The sequence below is a fragment of the Subsaxibacter sp. CAU 1640 genome (assembly GCF_023156585.1).
Taxonomy (GTDB): Bacteria; Bacteroidota; Bacteroidia; order Flavobacteriales; family Flavobacteriaceae; genus JBPOFM01.
Genome location: NZ_JALNMI010000002.1, coordinates 378,427 through 397,844, shown reverse-complemented (window position 1 = coordinate 397,844; position 19,418 = coordinate 378,427). Strand labels below are relative to the sequence as shown.

At 36.6% G+C, this 19,418-nt stretch carries 23 protein-coding genes and 1 tRNA gene; 13 read left to right on the top strand and 11 right to left on the bottom strand.

From position 1 onward, the window contains the following. Nucleotide 1 precedes the first annotated feature (1 nt). From M0G43_RS06375 to nqrF, 4 genes are all read left to right on the top strand, one after another. Entirely contained in the window at nt 2–754 is a 753-nt protein-coding gene (locus M0G43_RS06375; protein WP_248024513.1) for a Na(+)-translocating NADH-quinone reductase subunit C, read from the top strand. A gap of 4 nt (nt 755–758) precedes the next feature. After that, nucleotides 759–1,403, top strand: coding sequence for an NADH:ubiquinone reductase (Na(+)-transporting) subunit D (locus M0G43_RS06370; protein ID WP_248024512.1), 645 nt, complete (start codon nt 759–761; stop codon nt 1,401–1,403). Between the two features lie 101 nt (nt 1,404–1,504). Beyond that, the gene (gene nqrE, locus M0G43_RS06365; RefSeq protein ID WP_248024509.1) at nt 1,505–2,272 is read left to right on the top strand and encodes an NADH:ubiquinone reductase (Na(+)-transporting) subunit E; all 768 of its coding nucleotides are present in this window, start codon (nt 1,505–1,507) and stop codon (nt 2,270–2,272) included. A gap of 4 nt (nt 2,273–2,276) precedes the next feature. Further along, nucleotides 2,277–3,584: an NADH:ubiquinone reductase (Na(+)-transporting) subunit F gene (nqrF, locus tag M0G43_RS06360; protein ID WP_248024796.1), complete on the top strand. Its 1,308-nt coding sequence runs from the start codon at nt 2,277–2,279 to the stop codon at nt 3,582–3,584. A gap of 55 nt (nt 3,585–3,639) precedes the next feature. Here nqrF and M0G43_RS06355 read toward each other — a convergent pair whose 3' ends face one another. Further along, nucleotides 3,640–4,101, bottom strand: coding sequence for a Na(+)-translocating NADH-quinone reductase subunit F (locus tag M0G43_RS06355; RefSeq protein WP_248024507.1), 462 nt, complete (start codon nt 4,099–4,101; stop codon nt 3,640–3,642). Nucleotides 4,102–4,225: 124 nt separating this feature from the next. Between M0G43_RS06355 and M0G43_RS06350 the strand changes: the two genes are divergently transcribed. Beyond that, nucleotides 4,226–5,095 (top strand): DUF4846 domain-containing protein, encoded by an 870-nt coding sequence (locus tag M0G43_RS06350; RefSeq protein ID WP_248024505.1) that lies wholly within the window; start codon nt 4,226–4,228, stop codon nt 5,093–5,095. Here M0G43_RS06350 and M0G43_RS06345 read toward each other — a convergent pair whose 3' ends face one another. Then, on the bottom strand, nt 5,096–5,668 hold the full coding sequence (locus M0G43_RS06345) for a hypothetical protein (protein WP_248024504.1): 573 nt from the start codon (nt 5,666–5,668) through the stop codon (nt 5,096–5,098). An 89-nt stretch (nt 5,669–5,757) separates the two neighbouring features. On the opposite strand from M0G43_RS06345, the gene M0G43_RS06340 reads away from it, so the two are divergent. Both M0G43_RS06340 and M0G43_RS06335 read left to right on the top strand, forming a co-directional pair. Beyond that, nucleotides 5,758–6,135: a Na(+)-translocating NADH-quinone reductase subunit F gene (locus tag M0G43_RS06340; RefSeq protein WP_248024503.1), complete on the top strand. Its 378-nt coding sequence runs from the start codon at nt 5,758–5,760 to the stop codon at nt 6,133–6,135. A 27-nt stretch (nt 6,136–6,162) separates the two neighbouring features. Further along, nucleotides 6,163–7,176, top strand: coding sequence for an FAD:protein FMN transferase (locus M0G43_RS06335; RefSeq protein ID WP_248024502.1), 1,014 nt, complete (start codon nt 6,163–6,165; stop codon nt 7,174–7,176). Here M0G43_RS06335 and M0G43_RS06330 read toward each other — a convergent pair. Genes M0G43_RS06330 through gpmI form a run of 5 tightly spaced genes read right to left on the bottom strand, consistent with a single transcriptional unit; the run spans nt 7,173 to nt 11,577 of the window. Then, complete coding sequence (locus tag M0G43_RS06330; RefSeq protein WP_248024501.1) at nt 7,173–7,940, bottom strand: class I SAM-dependent methyltransferase; 768 nt, start codon at nt 7,938–7,940, stop codon at nt 7,173–7,175. The genes M0G43_RS06335 and M0G43_RS06330 overlap by 4 nt on opposite strands. A 10-nt stretch (nt 7,941–7,950) precedes the next feature. Then, a complete protein-coding gene (locus tag M0G43_RS06325; RefSeq protein ID WP_248024500.1) occupies nt 7,951–8,736 on the bottom strand; it encodes a DUF3050 domain-containing protein in 786 nt (261 codons plus the stop codon). A gap of 9 nt (nt 8,737–8,745) precedes the next feature. Further along, nucleotides 8,746–9,564, bottom strand: coding sequence for a type I methionyl aminopeptidase (gene map, locus M0G43_RS06320; protein WP_248024499.1), 819 nt, complete (start codon nt 9,562–9,564; stop codon nt 8,746–8,748). Nucleotides 9,565–9,594: 30 nt separating this feature from the next. Then, a complete protein-coding gene (locus M0G43_RS06315) occupies nt 9,595–10,005 on the bottom strand; it encodes a BT0820 family HAD-type phosphatase (RefSeq protein ID WP_248024497.1) in 411 nt (136 codons plus the stop codon). Between the two features lie 51 nt (nt 10,006–10,056). After that, on the bottom strand, nt 10,057–11,577 hold the full coding sequence (gpmI, locus tag M0G43_RS06310) for a 2,3-bisphosphoglycerate-independent phosphoglycerate mutase (protein WP_248024496.1): 1,521 nt from the start codon (nt 11,575–11,577) through the stop codon (nt 10,057–10,059). A gap of 254 nt (nt 11,578–11,831) precedes the next feature. Between gpmI and M0G43_RS06305 the strand changes: the two genes are divergently transcribed. Further along, a complete protein-coding gene (locus tag M0G43_RS06305; RefSeq protein WP_248024495.1) occupies nt 11,832–12,221 on the top strand; it encodes an ankyrin repeat domain-containing protein in 390 nt (129 codons plus the stop codon). A gap of 72 nt (nt 12,222–12,293) precedes the next feature. Here M0G43_RS06305 and M0G43_RS06300 read toward each other — a convergent pair whose 3' ends face one another. After that, nucleotides 12,294–13,031: a M15 family metallopeptidase gene (locus tag M0G43_RS06300; RefSeq protein WP_248024494.1), complete on the bottom strand. Its 738-nt coding sequence runs from the start codon at nt 13,029–13,031 to the stop codon at nt 12,294–12,296. 111 nt (nt 13,032–13,142) lie between these two features. Here M0G43_RS06300 and M0G43_RS06295 point away from each other — a divergent pair. Then, a tRNA-Gly gene (locus tag M0G43_RS06295) sits at nt 13,143–13,215 on the top strand. Nucleotides 13,216–13,244: 29 nt separating this feature from the next. Here the strand turns inward: M0G43_RS06295 and pepE are convergent. Then, nucleotides 13,245–13,952: a dipeptidase PepE gene (pepE, locus tag M0G43_RS06290; RefSeq protein ID WP_248024493.1), complete on the bottom strand. Its 708-nt coding sequence runs from the start codon at nt 13,950–13,952 to the stop codon at nt 13,245–13,247. A gap of 144 nt (nt 13,953–14,096) precedes the next feature. Here pepE and M0G43_RS06285 point away from each other — a divergent pair, with 144 nt between their 5' ends. From M0G43_RS06285 to M0G43_RS06270, 4 genes are all read left to right on the top strand, one after another. Next, the gene (locus tag M0G43_RS06285; protein ID WP_248024492.1) at nt 14,097–14,912 is read left to right on the top strand and encodes a carboxypeptidase-like regulatory domain-containing protein; all 816 of its coding nucleotides are present in this window, start codon (nt 14,097–14,099) and stop codon (nt 14,910–14,912) included. Next, nucleotides 14,899–15,675 (top strand): carboxypeptidase-like regulatory domain-containing protein, encoded by a 777-nt coding sequence (locus tag M0G43_RS06280; protein WP_248024491.1) that lies wholly within the window; start codon nt 14,899–14,901, stop codon nt 15,673–15,675. The genes M0G43_RS06285 and M0G43_RS06280 overlap by 14 nt, the downstream gene beginning before the upstream one ends. Nucleotides 15,676–15,728: 53 nt before the next feature. Beyond that, complete coding sequence (locus tag M0G43_RS06275) at nt 15,729–16,016, top strand: twin-arginine translocase TatA/TatE family subunit (protein ID WP_248024490.1); 288 nt, start codon at nt 15,729–15,731, stop codon at nt 16,014–16,016. 114 nt (nt 16,017–16,130) lie between these two features. Beyond that, nucleotides 16,131–17,639: a S8 family serine peptidase gene (locus tag M0G43_RS06270; RefSeq protein ID WP_248024489.1), complete on the top strand. Its 1,509-nt coding sequence runs from the start codon at nt 16,131–16,133 to the stop codon at nt 17,637–17,639. Between the two features lie 50 nt (nt 17,640–17,689). On the opposite strand, the gene M0G43_RS06265 is transcribed toward M0G43_RS06270, so the two are convergent. Beyond that, nucleotides 17,690–18,331: an O-methyltransferase gene (locus tag M0G43_RS06265; RefSeq protein ID WP_248024488.1), complete on the bottom strand. Its 642-nt coding sequence runs from the start codon at nt 18,329–18,331 to the stop codon at nt 17,690–17,692. Beyond that, a complete protein-coding gene (locus M0G43_RS06260) occupies nt 18,331–19,416 on the bottom strand; it encodes an amidohydrolase family protein (RefSeq protein WP_248024486.1) in 1,086 nt (361 codons plus the stop codon). The genes M0G43_RS06265 and M0G43_RS06260 overlap by 1 nt, the downstream gene beginning before the upstream one ends. Nucleotides 19,417–19,418: the final 2 nt, after the last annotated feature.

Sequence of the window (19,418 nt, the reverse complement as noted above, 5' to 3'; positions counted from 1 at the left end):
GATGGAAAACAGAACAGATAAAAATTCATATACTATATTATTTGCGATCGGGATGGTTTTGGCAGTAGGTGCGTTGTTAGCATTTACAGCCTCATCTTTAAAGCCAAAAATCACAGAAAATCAGCGCATAGAAAAGCAACAGAACATTTTGTATGCTATGAATGTAAATGATAATACTGAAAGCAGCGCTGTATTTATTTCTACAGACAAAGCGCCTGAAGCTTTTTCAAAATACGTTACACAGCAATTGGTGATTGAAAACGGTAAGGTGACTGAAGATGATGAAGCGTATTTGATAGACATTAAAAAAGAGAAATCTTCTGCGAAAGGTGATGCGTCTAAAAGACGTTTACCTTTATTTGTTGGAGAAAAAGACGGTAAAACCTATTATGTGATTCCTATTTACGGAAAAGGTCTTTGGGACGCTATCTGGGGATATGTTTCTGTTGACAAAAATATGGTGGTACAAGGTGCTTATTTTGACCACAAAGGTGAAACACCAGGTTTAGGAGCTAACATCAAAGAGCGTTTCTTTATGGACGACTTCAAAGGCGAGCATTTATTGGATGATAATGGTAATTTTAAAGGAATTACTGTAGCCAAAGGAAATGCTGATCCAAAAAACGAGAATAAAACTGATAACGAGGTCGATGCCATTGCAGGTGCTACTATTACAGGTGATGGTGTTACTGCGATGATCAAAAGCGATTTGAAACTTTACAAGCCTTACTTCGATAATTTAAAAACTAATTAATTGTATGGGACTTTTATCAAAAAAAGATGCCAAGTTAATCACAGATCCACTAGCGGATAATAACCCAATTACCATTCAGGTTTTGGGAATCTGTTCAGCTCTGGCAATTACAGCCCAATTAAAGGCATCAATAGTAATGGCTATTTCTGTAATGGCTGTATTGGGAATAGGTAATGTGGTAATTTCGTTGATGAGAAACATCATTCCTTCTAAAATTAGAATTATCGTGCAGCTGGTCGTAGTTGCTGCGTTGGTAATTATTGTTGACCAAGTTTTGAAAGCATTCTCTTATGAATTGAGTAAGACGCTTTCGGTATTTGTTGGATTGATTATCACCAACTGTATCATTATGGGACGTTTTGAAGCTTTTGCTTTGGCGAATGGCCCTTGGAGATCTTTCCTTGATGGTATTGGAAATGCTGCAGGTTACGGTTTAATATTGATTATTGTTGGATTTTTTAGAGAATTATTAGGTTCTGGTACTTTATTAGGTTTTCCAGTTTTGGGAGATCCAATCGAAAAGAAAGGTTTGTATGCGATAGGATACGAAAACAATGGTTTTATGTTATTGTCTCCAATGGCATTGATTGTGGTAGGTATCATTATTTGGGTGCAAAGAACAAGGAATAAAGAATTAATCGAAGACTAAACCAGTGATCAGTTATCAGTAGCAGTAAGCAGTTATGAAGCGCTGAACTCAATAAAAAATAACTTTAGGCACTCAAAGTACTTAAAACTTATAACTTAAAAATGGAACATTTAGAATTATTTTTAAAATCAATCTTTATAGATAATATGGTATTTGCGACATTCCTTGGAATGTGTTCTTACCTAGCGGTTTCGAAGAAAGTTTCCACGGCAGTTGGACTTGGAGCTGCAGTTATCTTCGTGTTGGCGATTACTGTACCATTAAACTGGCTTTTGGATCAGTATCTTTTGCAACCAGGTGCTTTAAAATGGTTGGGAGCAGAGTATGCTGATTATGATTTGAGCTTTCTTTCGTTCATTATGTTTATCGCTACCATTGCAACAATGGTACAATTGGTAGAAATAGTGGTTGAGAAATTCTCACCTTCATTGTACAACTCACTTGGTATTTTCCTGCCATTGATTGCGGTTAACTGTGCAATTTTAGGAGGTTCATTGTTTATGCAATCTCGTGAGATTCCATCATTAGGTTTGGCTACCACCTACGGAGTTGGTTCAGGAATAGGCTGGTTTTTGGCTATTTTGGCAATTGCAGCCATTCGTGAAAAAATCAGATATTCAAATGTGCCACCAGCATTAAGAGGTTTGGGAATTACCTTCATCATCACAGGATTGATGGCGATTGGTTTTATGAGTTTTGGTGGAATGTTGACAGGAGGTGATGAGCCAGAAGTTAAGAAAGGAACTACTGTACAAGAAGGTGACAAAGAACCACCTCAAGTACAATTGGAAAATAATGATTCAAACAATAATACTGTGGTTTTAAAAGATGACCTTGGTATGGCTAACACTTCTAAAGTAAACGAATAACATGATTTTATTAGCAGCAGGAACATTAGGAACCGTTATAGCGACCGTCGTTGCGTTTTTGATTATCACGCTTTTATTGGTCACACTTTTATTGGTAGTCAAACAAAAACTGTCGCCATCTGGTCCGGTAAAAATCACCATCAATGGTGAAAAAACCATAGAAGTAGCTTCAGGCGGAAGTTTGCTTTCTACTTTAGGTAACAACAAGATATTTTTACCATCAGCTTGTGGTGGTGGTGGAACATGTATTCAATGTGAATGTCATGTATTGTCTGGTGGTGGTGAAGCGCTACCAACCGAAACGCCACACTTTACTAGAAGCGAGTTAAAGCATGGTGCACGTTTATCTTGCCAAGTAAAAGTAAAACAGGATATGGAAATCACCATTCCTGAAGAAGTTTTCGGAATCAAAAAATGGGAGGCTACCGTAGTACGAAACTATAACGTAGCATCTTTCATTAAAGAGTTTGTGGTAGAAATCCCAGAAGATATGGGTTATAAAGCCGGAGGTTATATTCAGATTGAAATTCCACCTTGTACCATTAATTATAAAGATATTGACATTACTGCGCATCCACAAGAGCATGAAACGCCAGATAAGTTTCAAGCTGAATGGGATAAGTTCCAATTGTGGCCTTTGGTGATGAAGAATGACGAAACTGTGGAAAGAGCTTATTCAATGGCTTCTTATCCTGCAGAAGGTCGTGAGATTATGTTGAACGTACGTATTGCAACGCCGCCTTGGGATAGAGCAAAAGGAGGTTGGATGGATGTTAATCCAGGTGTTGCTTCTTCTTATATCTTCAATCAGAAAAAAGGTGATAAAGTGACCATTTCTGGTCCTTACGGAGAATTCTTTATCAATGAATCAGATGCTGAAATGTTGTATGTAGGTGGTGGTGCTGGTATGGCTCCTATGCGCTCGCATTTATATCACTTGTTCAAGACTTTAAAGACAGGTCGTAAAGTAACTTACTGGTATGGAGGTCGTTCAAAACGAGAGTTATTCTATTTAGAGCATTTCCGTGAATTAGAGCGCGATTTCCCTAACTTCAAATTTTACTTGGCATTATCAGAACCTTTGCCTGAAGATAACTGGAAAGTAAAGGAAAACATTGATGCTCCAGGTGATGGTTTCGTTGGATTCATTCACAACTGTGTGATTGATAATTATTTGAATCATCACGATGCACCAGAAGATATCGAATTGTACTTCTGCGGTCCTCCATTAATGAACCAAGCTGTTCAAAAGATGGGAGAAGACTTTGGAATCCCAGACGAAAATATCAGATTTGATGATTTTGGTGGATAGTCAGAATCATCATCAAGATAAATTAGAAAGCCCAATACGAAAGTGTTGGGTTTTTTTATACAGTCAATTTTTTTGTTGCAAATTTAACGCTGGTGCTCTTTTGTTTAAACATTTTAGAATAGTCCATCACGTTGGAGATATTGTCCAAGTCGCATAGAACCTTAATCGCTTTGCAAAGTCCATTGAACAAGACATCTTTGTCGTCTGGATTTTCAGGTTTTGAACCTTTATGATTCAGCGGTAACGAATAGCCACAACCTTTCAGAAAGGATGCTTCTATTTTTAGCAATTCCAAAGGTGAGTAGCCATTGAACTTCTTCCCAAAGTTTTGATTGACCAAACCTACATAATTCAGCTTTAAAGAACCGTGTTCATCCGATAGGTGTTTCCAAGAATCTTTATTGTCCAAAATATTCCCTACAGCACACTGTTGGCAACATTCTGGATGCAACTGATTATTGTGAAAGGCATTGTACAGTTTCTTTATGGCGGAATCAAAACGTTTCGAGGTGTTCATAATTATTGGTATTGAAATCTTAAATTACTAATTTTTGTCAGAATTAGGAAGTTCATCGAACGTAATTTGATAAAATTAACTTTAATTTATGCTAAACAGTCTTTCTTCAACGTTGTAAGTAAATATGAAAAAACTACTCGTTATCCTTGTTTTTATTGTACTCGTTGTCCTAGTAGCTTATCAGTTTCAACCTGTGCAGCACGTGACAAATATGGTAATTGCCACTGTTGAAAAACCTAGTCATATCAATGAAGATAGCTTAACCATAAGAAGCAGAGTTAACGTGCCTAAAGGTTATACTAGAGTAGAATATGGTGATGGAACTTTTGAAGACTATCTACGGAATTATAAACTGAAATCATTCGGGTCAAAGATTATCAACTATGACGATACTGATTATTTTTGGCAAGGTGGACACATTGGAATTTTAGAGATATCAGTTCCAAAAAATGGATTGCAACAATGTGCCGATGCGCTGATTCGAGTGCGAAGTGAATTTTTATGGGACAACAACCGTAAAGATGAAATTGGTTTTAATTTCACTTCCGGCCATTATTGCTCTTGGACTGCTTATGCTGATGGTTACAGACCGATTATTAATGGAAGTAAGGTCAGTTACATCAAATCTGCCGCAAAAGATACCTCAAAGGATAATTTCTACAGATACCTCAATCTTATCTATATGTATTCAGGGACTTTGTCATTGTACAATGAATTGCCAAAGATTGAAAATGCAAAAACTTTGAAGATTGGTGATATGCTCATCAAAGGCGGCTCTCCTGGTCATATTGTAATGATTTGTGATGAAGCTATGAATGCAGATGGCGAAAAAATCTATTTATTGTTTCAAGGAAACACACCTGCACAAAGTGTACATTTGGTGAAAAACCTTGAAGATTCTTCTATTTCACCTTGGTATCGACTGGAAAAGGGTGCTGTCATACCTGTTTCGAACTACACATTTTATGATTCAAAGTTTGTGAGGTTTAAATGATTAAAGCTTGTTGATGATTTTTTTCAAGCATTTAACGATGATACCATTTGCTTCCTGAAAGAATTTAAAATCTTTGCTGTCATCAGTATTTCTAGTAACAGAGCCAGATACTGTTTTCGTAAAAATTATTTGCAAAGTATTTAAATCATAAACTTGCATTGTGGTTTTGGCAGAATTGCTTTTTGTCCGAAAGGCAGTTCCAAAGTCAGAAGATCCAATTTCATTACTTTCAACTTCACCAACAATATTGATGATATAATCTGAACGGGATTGTCTTTTTAGATCTTTTAATGATAGAGAGTCTGGATTTAATGGAATGTAAGAAAGTGCGATAGACTTATCAGTGTTGGCATCTTTGAAATTTTCTCCGAGTTGATCGCTGAAGTGCTTCGTGGCTATTTTCGTCATACGCTCTTGAATGGTCAAAGGACATTGTATTGTGTTCAAAAGCCATTTTCCCTTACGATAGTCGATTCCAAATCTATCTGAATCAAAGCTGGTCTGATAGGAAGTAGTTACGCACGATGTCAGCGATATAAAGGAAAGTAACAAAATTGAATGTGAAAATTTCATTAATCATATGATTTAAAAGCAGGTCAAAAGTAGAATAATTTTATTTTCATCCAAAACTGAAATCCTACAGCATTTCGTATTTTTGCGCTATGAGTAGACCGCTTACCGAACAAGAGATGCACAATCTCGCTATGAACCACGTAGGGAAAGATTTAGAGCAACGTGGCTTTGAGTTTATCGCCATCAATAGCAAATTGAAGAAGCATCCACAATTCGTGTGTATTGATAAAAACAAACAATACTTTTTTGTAATTGTTAAGGTTGTGATTCTTCCAGAAAATCCTAATAATTATGATGTGATTTGGATGGAAAGTTTCAAAAAACACGCCAGAGAACAAGATGCCAAAGTTCTTTATGCAGGAGTGGGTCTTGGAAACCCAAAAGGAGAAGACCTTCCCGTCTATTTGAATGAAGAGTATTTAATTGAGTATAACGGGATACAAGTGATAGAAACTGATTTGAATTAAGTATTGAGAACAACGAATAAAGAATCAATGAAAAATAATGAGTTTTGTCTGGTGGAAATAGGTCGATACTTAATGCTGATACTTTTTGTATTTCTATTTATTTCCTGCGAAAAGGAGCCAAAAAATGTTGCAGTATTCGGAAATGTTTTTGGCACGACATATTCTGTGAAATATCATATTGAAGATGATATCGATTTTCAAAAACAATTTGATAGCATTTTTAAAATCATCAATCAATCGATGTCAACTTATCAGGAAGATTCTGATATTTCCAAAATCAACAGAAACGAAGCATTTGAAGTTGATGCACACTTCATAAAGGTCTTTAATAAATCTAAAGAAATTTATAGATATACGGAAGGTGCCTTTGACCCAACCATTGGAGCCGTGGTGAATGCCTGGGATTTTGGTCCAGAAGGTCGTATTGTGAATCTTGACAGCGTCAAAGTTGATAGCTTGATGCGTTCTGTTGGTTTTAATCGAGTCGGATTACGAGGCAACACTGTTGTAAAAGAACGCAATAGTTTTATCGATTTTAACGCAATTGCCAAAGGTTATGGTGTTGATGTGATAGGTGAATTTTTAGAAAGTAAAAATGTGGAAAATTACCTTGTTGAAATCGGCGGAGAAATACGCAGCAGAGGCATCAATGTTGAAAAACAGCAATCGTGGAAAGTAGGTGTAGAGATGCCTCATTTTGACGGTACGCAATCCATAATGAAAGCGATAAGCCTTGAAAATGCTGCTATGGCGACTTCCGGTACTTATAGAAAATTTAAGACAGATGATGATGGCAACCGTTACTCACATATTATTGATACCAAAACTGGGTACCCAAGCAAAACCAACCTTTTAAGCATTTCGGTCATTGCAGATGATTGTATGACGGCAGATGGTTATGCTACCGCATTTAAAGCGATGGGAATTGATAAAACACGGTCTTTTTTGTCAAGACATCCAGAGCTGAAAGTATTTTTGATTTTTGAAAATGACAAGAATGTGTTAGAAACCCTGTCATTGAACAATTTTCCTGAAGATTAATTTTTATAAACCACAGGAATAATTTCGCCTTCAGCAAGACAATATTTGTTGATATCATCACCACTCATTGTCGAAGTATAGTCAACTTCATCAACCTCAAAGCCTATACTCTGTAGTTTGTCAAAATAATCACGACCATAAACTCGCACGTGGTCATATTGACCAAATATTTTGGCGCGCTCTTTTCGGTCTGTAATGGAATTATCTTCAAAAGTTTTTTCTCGGCTCAAATCTTGCGGAATCTGAAAAATACCCCAACCGCCTGGTTTCATAACCCTAAATAACTCTCGCATCGCTTTTGTATCATCAGGTATGTGTTCCAAAACGTGATTGCAAAGTATCACATCGAATTCATCGTCCTTAAAAGGAAGATTGCAAATGTCTGCTTTGACATCAGCCAAGGGCGAATTCAGATCTGTAGTGACATAGTCGAGATGTTTCATCTGACGGAACCGCTTATAAAATGCCTGTTCTGGCGCAAAATGAAGTACTTTCTTTTGAGATAAGAAAAAATCCGTTTCGTTTTGAAGGTATAACCACAATAATCGATGCCTTTCTAATGACAAGGTTGAAGGCGACAGTACATTGTTTCGCTGTGTACCATAACCATAAGGTAGAAAGGTTTTGAAGCTTTTACCATCTATTGGATCTGTATAATTTTTGCCTCTTAAAATAAATGCCAAAACTGGTCTTGCCACATAACTCAATCTGATAAGAATGGGTCTTGGTATGGTGTTAAGAATTATTTTGAAGAGTTTTTTCAAACCGATAGGTTTAAACGATTGAAACTTCTGGCTGTATCAATTCTGAAATATGGTCCCAAAGTGCGATGCGTTGCATCAGAGAATCCTTTGCAACATCCAACACCTCTTTCCATTTAATAGAGTCATTTTCACATAATTCTTCAATCATCTTTAAAGATAAAGGGCCGTGTTCATCACCATCCAATTCAATATGTCTATTCAGATAATAGGTCAATTTTGAACACGAAGTGGACTCATTTTTATCTTCGGATTGGTTGATGATTTGAAGAAACATATCAGGAATTAAATCTTCTCTGCCGAATGTAAATGCAGAAGCTATTTTGTGCGGCTGGTTTGAAGCTATAATCTTGAAAGTAAAGTTGACAAACTTTTTGGTTTCATCATTCACCATTAATGTATCCAAAGCCTCATTGATAGTAGCTCCAGCTTTTAAGTGTGATATAAAGGTTTCCACCTGTTTTGTATTTGCGCCAATTTGAACCATAGCGTCCAGATACATTTCATAATGGCTTTTGGGTTCACCCAGTTCATTGACATCACTTTCTTCGCCGAGAACAATTTCATTGATAAAACGAGCTGTTGCCGGATTTTCTGAAGGCATCCAAGGAAGACTCGTAGTAGTTAAATGATTTTGAAGCGCTTTAAGCAAAGACATAAAGTCCCAAACAGCAAAGACGTGTTGCTCCATAAAAACTTGAATGTCTTTAATGGATGATAAATTTTGATATAATGGATGATTTTTGAGTTGTTCCCTCAATGGGTTTAACTCTTTCTCAATAGTTTCAATCGTGTACATATGTGAATTTTATAGCACTAATGCCTTTTGGCGGAATTGGTTTTCTTCATCAGAAGTGATGCCCAACGCTTCATATATATAGGCAAATGTTGATAGGATTTCTGGTTTTCCATCTACGATTGCTACATCGTGTTCAAAGTGTGCACTAGGTTTACCGTCTAAAGTGACAATGGTCCAACCATCTTTAAGTTGTTTTACTCTATGAGTTCCCATATTGATCATCGGCTCTATAGCAACAACCATACCTTCAACAAACTTTTTACCACGACCACGTTTTCCGTAGTTTGGCATTTCAGGATCTTCGTGCATTTTTTTCCCTAGGCCGTGACCAACCAATTCTCGCACAACTCCATAACCGTGAGATTCACAATGATTTTGAATGGCAAAACCAACATCGCCCACACGATTGCCAACTTTCAGCTCTCGAATTCCAATGTATAGAGAATCTTTTGTCACTTGAAGAAGTTTTCTCGTTTCAGAAGCTACTTCACCTATTTCAAAAGTATAAGCGTGATCTCCGTAAAATTCGTTTTTAATAGCGCCACAGTCTATAGAAACAATATCACCTTCTTTCAATGGGACATCAGTAGGTAAACCGTGAACAACTGCTTCGTTGGTGCTACACAATAGGGTGGAAGGACAGTCATACAAACCCAAAAAACCAGGAATGGCACCTTGCGCTCTGATGTATTCTTCTGCCAATTTATCCAATTTGGATGTTGTAACACCAGGTTTAACCTCTTTAGCTAGCATGCCCAAAGTTTTGGACACTACCAAGGCGCTTTCACGCATCAATTCAATCTCTTCTCTTGATTTTTGTATGATCATATCTAATACTCTTCAGAAGCTGTTAATTTCTTATTTGAAGAATGAAAACAAACCTCTTTTTTTCTTGAATGCCGAAGGGTCAGGTTCTTCTTTTGTAATCATCTGATAAACTTCTCCCCAACCTAACACACCTCCAATATTTCTATCATCGATATAGATGTCTGCATAGATTTTTCGGCTTTTGGTGTAGTCAAATTGTTCTTCTGGAAAACTCTTATTCACGGCATAAAACACGATGCCATTATCCTCACAAAACTTCACTGCTTCATCTAACTTTGAGCCACTTCTATAGGTCCACAGAATAAGTCTGTGGCCATCTTCTTGGAGCTTTTTTAATGTTTCAAACGCAAAAATTCTGGCTTTTCCAATTTTTGGAAAGGCATCTTCTACAATGGTTCCATCAAAATCTACTGCAATAATTAACTTATCATGAAAATTCATCGATGCGTTTTTTAGAGTTGCAAAAGTACAACAAATATTGATTTGATTCCATTAATCTATGAGTGAGTGCCTTGTCATTATTTCTGGTTGTTTAATACCAAGAAGTTTGAGGATGGTAGGTGCAATATCACCGAGAACACCATCTTTGATATGTTTTAAATCTTTATCAATTAAAATAATCGGAACAGGATTGGTTGTATGAGCAGTGTTTGGCGAACCATCTGGATTTATCATTGTTTCACAATTACCATGGTCTGCAATCAGCAAGGTGGTGTAATCGTTATTCAAAGCGGCCGTAATCACGTCTTTGACGCAAACATCTACTGCTTCACAAGCCTTAATGGCAGCTTCCATTACTCCAGTATGACCTACCATATCGCCGTTTGCAAAATTGAGACACACAAAATCAACTTCACCTTTATTAAGTTCTGGTACCAAGGCATCTCGAAGTTCGTAAGCGCTCATTTCAGGTTGCAAATCGTAGGTTGCGACTTTGGGAGAATTTCTCAAAATACGAGTTTCGCCCTCAAATGGTTGTTCTCTGCCTCCTGAAAAGAAAAATGTCACATGAGGATATTTCTCCGTTTCGGCAATTCGGATTTGTTTTTTATGATGCTTCTCTAAAACCTCGCCTAATGTTTCAGTTAAATTGTCTTTTTCAAAAATGACCTTTATACCTGTGAAGAGCTCATCATAATTAGTCATAGTAACATAATACAGATCGAGTTTGTGCATATTTTGTTCATGAAAATCTTTTTGCGACAAGGCTTCTGTCAGTTGTCGACCCCTGTCTGTCCTGAAATTAAAGAAAATGACAACATCGCCATTTTGGATTTTTGCAATCGGCTGATTATCGTTATCAACCATAACAATTGGCTTAATGAATTCATCAGTAATATCATTGTTATAGCTGTTTTCAATGGACAAAGGTGCATTGGTAGAATGCTCACCAATACCATTTACCAACGCATCGTAGGCCAATTTAACACGCTCCCATCGTTTGTCTCTATCCATCGCATAATAGCGACCAGTTATTGTGGCAAGTTGCGCAGATGTGCCTTTGATATGTTGCTCCAATTCTGACACAAACCCCAATCCAGACTTAGGGTCTACATCTCGACCATCAGTAAAAGCGTGGACAAACACTTTATTTAGACCAAAATCTTCAGCTGCGTCCAACAAGCCAAACAAATGATTGATATGTGAATGTACACCACCATCACTCAACAAACCCAAAAAGTGAATCGGTTTATTGTTTGCTTTGGCATACTCAAAAGCGTCTGTAAGTACTTGTTCTTTAGCGAGTGTATTGTTTTGAACCGCTAGATTTATTTTAGCCAAATCCTGATACACAATGCGTCCAGCTCCTAAATTCATATGGCCAACTTCACTATTTCCCATTTGACCTTCTGGCAAACCTACATTTAACCCGTCAGTTCTTAATGTGGCGTGTGGATAATTTTGATAAAGCGAATCTATAAAAGGTGTATTGGCATTGTCTATAGCGGAAACTTTCGGGTCCGGAGACAGTCCCCAGCCATCAAGAATCATTAGAATTGTTTTTTTGTTCATGGTGACAGTTTTGTTAGTTCAAAGATAAAGGTTAAATAATAAAACCTAGCTTTCAAAATTATTTTAATTAGCTGTTGGTTATCTATTTCTAAAGCCAGAATTATGGGTTTATTTTGAAATAATTAAAATTTAACAGATTTGTAACCAAAAGGTTAAAGAAATGTTATAATGTAATTTGAGGTGTAACACATATATTTTTTTGTCGTCTCTTTAGTATATCAAAAAACAAATCAGTTAATTTAAATTCATCAATCATGAAAAAAACAATTGTAATTACAGCTATCGCATTGGGATTCTCAATCGGAACAATCAATGCCAACATCAATTCTGTTGAAAGCTCAACTTCAGCGGAAATCGTAAATCCTGATGTAACAGTCAGCCCTTTTTGTAAATCTATCGTAAAAGGAGATATCGAAACAGTTAAAAAGCTCATAGAATTAGGAGCTGACGTCAATCAAAAATCAAACGGAATGACGCCTGCCATGTATGCAGCAAGATACAACAAGGTGGAAATTTTAAAACTTTTGGTTGAGAAAGGCGCCGACTTGAAGATTAAATCTGAACAAGGGCATAAAGCAATAAACTATGCTGAACTTTCGAATGCCAAAGATGCAGTGGTTTACTTGGAAAGCTTGAAATCTTAAGCCGTAAGAAACATAAATTTACAAAGCGTCTCCATCGAAATGGAGGCGCTTTTCATTTTTATTGGTATGATTTTATAATAGCTCTGGATTGATGTCTAAAACATTATCCTGAAAATAGGAATCTAGAAATTCGTTAGAAAAATATTCTTTACCAAGAATTGATTCATTTCGAAGTATTTCTGTTAGATTGAGTTGTTTAAAAGCTTTTAAATAGTTCACGGATAGTGGTTTGAAGCTATAGTGCCAAGGTTCATATTTAAATCCTTTTCGCTCCACGTTATTAGTGTAAACCAAATAGAAACCATAGCTATTGGCATTGTCATCCATCCATTTTTTAAATTTCCAAAAGCAACCTTCAGTATCGAAATGTGAGGGATTCAACACATTCTTTGGCTGTTGGACACTTGCATCCACTAAATCAAGATCAGTAGCCCAGTGGTGACGTGATGATCCAGGAATTGTGGAATATTCAATTATTTTTTTGAGGCATTGTTCAGGTGTCAAACCTTCTGCGACATACTTTTTATATTTACGTGTCCAAATACTGTTTTGGTGCTCAAAATCCCTATAACTTGAAACAACTTTTAACTCAATTCCACTGCTTTGGGCATCTTTTTTCATTTTAAGAAAAGCTTCAAAGGCGTCCTTCCTTAATTTAAAGCCCTTGCCATAAAGATCAGGCGTTCCCTTACCAATCAATTCATCAGAAGTAAATATCGTAGAATCATTCTTCCCTAAAATTAAATACGGAAACGCTGCGAGTGCAATCGTAGAAATACTTGAGAGTTTTAAGAAATGGTTTCTATTCATGACTATAAGTGAAGCACTTCAAACTTAATAGTTTTTTTTAAAAGTTGTAAATCAGTAGCTTTAAAATAATTTTTGAACAGAATTTTGTTTGTCTATATTTGCAGAACGAATGCGAAAGTAGCTCAGTTGGTAGAGCTCCAGCCTTCCAAGCTGGTTGTCGCGAGTTCGAGCCTCGTCTTTCGCTCTTAAGCTTCACTTTTAGTGAGGCTTTTTTTATTTTAAGGAAGATAGGTCCGTTCCAGTTTCAACTTCATATGGGGTTTTGTTGTACTCAAAAATTCTTGCTTTAAGTTTTCCTTTTAAAACGATTGAATCATTTTTTACTTCCAGCCAACTGCCTTCACGGAGCCCTACAACTGGTTGTGAGTTAAATGCATGAAATTCTTTAATTCTTGTTTCGCGAGTTTCTCCTTTATGTGTGCTGTTTGGATCGGGATCTAGATAATGTGGATTGATATTAAATGGCACTAGGCCAAGTGTTTTAAAACTTGGCGGATAAACAATTGGCATATCATTGGTCGTGTTAATGGTGAGTCCGCAAATATTGCTTCCTGCGCTAGTTCCGAAATATGGTGTGCCATTAGATACTGCCTCTTTCAAAATTTCAATCAAACTGTTTTTATATAATTGATTGACCAAAACAAATGTGTTTCCTCCACCTGTAAAAATTCCTTGGGCATTCTTAACAGCTTCAGTAGGATTTTCAAATTCGTGGATACCTCTTACTTTTTTATCAATTTTGTTGAATGCTTCAGCCACTTTACTAGTGTACTCATCGTGAGTTATACCGCTTGGGCGCGCATAAGGAATGAAAAGTATGTCTTGCGTATCTTTAAAAAATACTTTTAGTTCCTTTAAAATGTATTCTAAATATCCACTTCCGTGAATTGTCGAGGTACTAGCAATAATGATTTGTTTCATTTTTATATGTTAGATTGCTAACTTTAAAGTTGAATTTTTTTGTAAATTTAAGTAATCACAGGCTTTAACAAAAGTTTACCAAGAGTTTGGATTTTCTTATGATAACAATCTCTTAAATTAGATCTTTATGCAAACTTATTCAATATGAAATTAAATTTACTTCTATTTATATGTTTAACTGTAAGCCTCCTATCATTTTCGCAAGAAATAAAACGAGTTGAGATTTCAGGAAAGATTGTGGTTAATAGTGAAGATTTAGAGAATGTTACTATTTACAATACGTCTTCAAATAAAGGCACACTAACCGATGAAGACGGGAAATTCAAAATAGAAGTGGCTTTATTCGACATATTGGAAGTAAGAGCACTGCAATTTCAAGATTTTACAGTAACGATTGATAAGAATATCATCGACTCCAAAAAAGCTACAATCTTTTTGGTCGAAAAGGTTAACAAACTGAACGAGGTGCTGATTCTTCCCTATGATTTAACAGGTAATCTTGTTGTTGACATGGAGAGTGTTAGAACCTTCAATCCAAATTTGGATGCTATTTATTTCGGAATTGGAGATATCAGCGCCTATGAATTTCCTGATGATTATAAGTCGGAAGTGGAAAACATAGCAGCCAGGCAGCCTAATGATATCAGGTATCAAATGGATGGTGTTGCTCTTGTTGGATTATTGCTAAAACCTCTTTTTAAATCAAAAAAAGACAAGAAAACAAAGGAAATAGAAAAGGTAAATGAGATTCAGTCTACAAGTTTAAGAGATTATTACAGCACCCGTTTTATAGTCGATAACTTTAAAATCCCTGAAGATAAGGTCAATGATTTTGTGGCATATGTCGAATCTCATGATTTGGATTATTCATTACTTAAAAAAGGTAAGGAAATGGACTTTTTAGAGTTTTTGACACAAAAAAGTGATGAATTTTTAAAGTCCGAAAGTGGAAAGAATTAAGTGTTGTCTCTTTTTGTTTTTCTTTTTTTCTATCTCCTTTGTTACTGCTCAATCAGTTCAAATCAGTGGGAAAGTAATTGTAGATGATGACGAAATCGAAGGGATTCATGTCATCAATAAAACAGCCAATAAATTTACCATTACGCAAGAAGATGGGAAATTTGTAATTCCCGCACAACAAAACGATACCATTATATTTTCTGCCATTAAATATAAACCCAAAGAAATTATCGTCGACGCAATCGTTTATAAAGCTAAAACATTGACCGTGTATTTAACCGAACAAGTGAACGAGTTAGATGAGGTAATCGTTGGAAAAGTGTTGACAGGTAATTTAACGTCTGATATTGAGAATTCAGAAGCAAAGCGTGACATCAATTTCTATGACCTTGGAATTCCTGGATATACTGGCAAACCCTTGACCCAAAGTGAGCGACGTTATAATGAGGCCACTACAGGTGGCGGAATTGTACCTTTAAATCCTATATTGAATTATTTTTCGGGAAGAACAAAAATGCTCAAGAACCAAATAAAAATTGAACGTTTGAATGAGTGTTTGGAGCGGATCAAAGCCGACCTATCAAATACGTTTTTCGAATACAATGAATTAGACGAAGAGAAGAAGGCTGAATTCTTCTATTTTTGTCTGGAAGATGAAGAGTTTGAAACTATTTGCAAGCTTAAAAATGACATTCATACATTAGAATTTCTTCAGAAAAAACTAGACGGCTACAAGACCAATCTTCAAATTAAGAAAGACTAATAATTTTTTACTATTCACTGAATCTTGAGCAGACAACTCCTTATATTTGCATTGTGATACTTCAAACAACATTTTTATTTATCGGAACTACAGAGGTTATCTTTATCCTCTTCATTGTGGTTATGGTATTTGGTGCTGATAAAATTCCAGAGATAGCCAAAGGCTTGGGCAAAGGCATGCGCCAATTGAGAGATGCTACCAATGATATCAAGGGTGAAATCACCAAGAGTGTAGATAAGCATGGCATAGATAAAGATGTGACCGACAACATTACAGGTGAAATTTCCAAACTGAAAGATGATTTGGAAGATTTTACAGGATCAATCAAGCGCAAGCAATAACTATTGTGTTGATAAATTATTAACACCATTGTTATCAATTAAACATTTTACGCGTTCAAAATTTTGATTTATTTAATATATTTAGATGAAAATTAACCATCTAACTCATATTAAATGAAAAAACTTCACTTTAAAATGTTATTGTTGTTAGCAATAACGATCGTTTCGTGTTCAAAAGAAGATACCACACAAATTGAAGAGCCAGAATTAACTTTTCCTAAAGAACCTCTGACAGTTGAACAAATCAATGCAAAAATCGACCAAACCTTAAGGGAAAAAGGTGATTTTGATTGGAATGAGGTAGATGAACATTTTCTGTGGAGTGCTGTCGTCCATGGAGACAACTTATTGACCATCGGATATGGTGCTGAAGGTGAGTTTTTCAGCGAAGTAAGAACAGCAGATATTGAAAAGAAAAAGAATGCTGCCATAGACATCGTTGTTACAAATGAAGGTGTTCAAAAAGACGATTTAACGTTGGTCGAGCACGAAATCATTAATGTGATTGATGTTAAGGCAGAAAACATTAAGACTATTATTGCTTTGCGTAGAAGTAACAATGTAAGATACCTACAGCCGAATGGTTATAATAAGTTCAACGAAACATCCCAGAACCTGCAACGCTCAAGCTCTGGTTGCGACCAAAGTGGTCAATATATCAATCCAGCCCATTACACAACTGTAGCTCCAAACAATGCACAAGTGTCCTGGAATTTTAGTGAACACAACATTCCGCAAGCTTGGAATTTGAGTACTGGAGCAGGCGTAACAGTTGGTTTGATTGACACTGGAGTATCGCAAAGTCAGCAACTATTGAATTCTTCAGGTTTCAATGATGGTTATTCTTCTGGTCGTTTCGTTCAAAAATATGGCACTTTTATAGACTCTGCTTGGTGGTGGTCCAGTAATTATGATGGTCCGCACGACAAATGTGGTCACGGTACAGCGATGGCTTCCACCATAGCGTCGCCTAGAAATGATAATGGAATGCCTGTAGGAGTTGCATATAATTCAAATTTGGTGGCTTACAGAGCTACGGAAGATGTGCTGCTAAATGATTACCACGAACGAAAAGGTGTTTCTGATGCCTTGACACAATTAGGAAATAGGAGTGATGTTAAGATTATATCAATGTCCATTGGTTATATTTGGTCTATTGGAAACATAGAGGATGCCGTAAAATATGCTTACAGTAAAGGCAAATTGATTTTTGCGGCTGGAGGAACTTCAACAAGTTTTACGAATGGTTTCGGAGTCATTTTTCCTGCTACTATGAATGAAACCGTTGCGGTGACAGGTGTTGATGATGGCAGTAATTATGAAAGATGCGAGACTTGTCATAGCGGAAGCAAAATAGATTTTACCATTATTATGGAAGGCGATAATAACACTTCAAAATCACCTCCAGTTCTAGGTTTTTACAATGGTGATAGAAGATATACAGGTGGCTCATCTGTAGCAACCGCTACTACGGCTGGTATTGCTGCGTTGGTTTGGTCTAGATATCCAAGTTGGTCACGTACACAGGTCTTGAATCGTTTGAAGCAATCATCTGATTTTTATCCGAGTAGAAATGGCAGTTTTGGCTATGGTAACATAGATGCCTTGCAAGCGGTACAGTAATAAACCATTGTATTTTCATTTAAAAGTAAGCTCTGTATGATATACAGGGCTTATTTTTTTCTGCTAACGGTTAAACCGTCTCTAATCGGAAGGATTACAGTTTCAACACGTTTATCACTTTTAAGCAGTTTGTTGTACTCCAAAATAGCTTTTGTAGATTTATCCGAATCTTTTACTGGCTCCAAAACCTTTCCGCTCCAAAGAACGTTATCTGACAATATGAGTCCTCCTGGTTTCAACTTGTCAACAATCAAATGAAAATAATTGGTGTAGTTTTCTTTGTCAGCATCGATAAAAACCAAGTCGAACACCAAATCCATTTCAGGAATGATTTCCAAAGCATTTCCCAAATGCTGATGGATTTGGTTTCCAAAGCCAGATTTATCAAAATACGTTCTTTGAAAATCATATAATTCTTCGTTGTTGTCGAGTGTATGCAATTCGCCATTTTTTTGAAGACCTTCAGCCAAGCATAATGCGGAATAACCTGTGTAAGTTCCTATTTCAAGAATGTATTTCGGATTGATAAGTTTTGAAATCAAACTCAACACACGGCCTTGATAATGGCCACTCAACATACGAGGTTGCATTATTTTTTGGTGTGTTTCACGGTTGAGTTGTTGCAGTAATTCCGGCTCATTTTCAGAATGCGCTTCGATGTAGTGTTCTAGTTCGTCTGATATAAAATGCATTAACCTAAAATTCTATCCAAAAACTTTTGCTTTCCAACTTCATCATCACCATACAGCCATTGTATCACATTGTCTTCCCACATTGCATCACGTTCTTCTTCTGTTATAATCTGACGGTCCATAGCCAAATCCAATATTTTTCCTGGATAAGACGATTGTTTGGCACTTTCCATTTCGCCTAGCGGATAAGGGTCATCCAAGCCCATTATGACTTGTTTCGACGTTTGATTTTTAATTAACAATTGTAAAGAGCCTGTATCGTGTACTAGTGTGTCAAAGAAGATATTTTTATGGCCCACGGCTTTTCTTGGATGATGCTTTCCTTCAAACAAATCCGGTCTGCCATCGAACCCTTGGATTCGACGTCCCAAATTGATTTGCGCCAATTGACCTCCGTGGGCAAAACACGTACGCATATTGGGATATTTATCTTGGTAACCATTTAAGGTCAAAAAGTGATAGGCATCGGCACATTGAGCCAACATCCAAATCAAATGAAAACGCCAAGACGTGTTTTCCAGTTTGATGAATTTTTCGCCATCATACGGATGAATTTCCACAGCCAAATTATATTTATTGGCCAATTCAAAAATGGGTTCGTTTTCCTCATCAAAAATACAACGCCAAGTTCCAATCGTATCCATATAGTGAGTTGGCAGGCATAAGAGTTGCATTCCCAATTCCTCTACGCAGCGTTCAATCTCCCAGCAGGCACCACGCACAAAACCAGGATGCACCACAAATCCGCAAGTGAATTTAGTTGGGTTTTCGTGTTGAATTTTCGCATTAAAATCATTTTGAAAACGCAATGCTTGTTTCATTTCCTCAACGCGCAGACCGTTGCCATATAATTGAGACAAGTTCAAAACCACAGCGTGGTCAATCTTAAAACGCTCCATCCAAGCCAGTTTTTCATCCAAGAAAAAACTAGAATCCGTGATGGGACGGTTCCAATCTTTCTGAAGCATAAATTTTCGGTCCTTATCCACCCAAAAAATCCCTTTGTCTTTCATGAACTGTGGAATTTCCTCTGGGTAAGGCAGAAGGTGCGAGTGGCCGTTGATACGTAGTTTGCGTTTTTCCATAT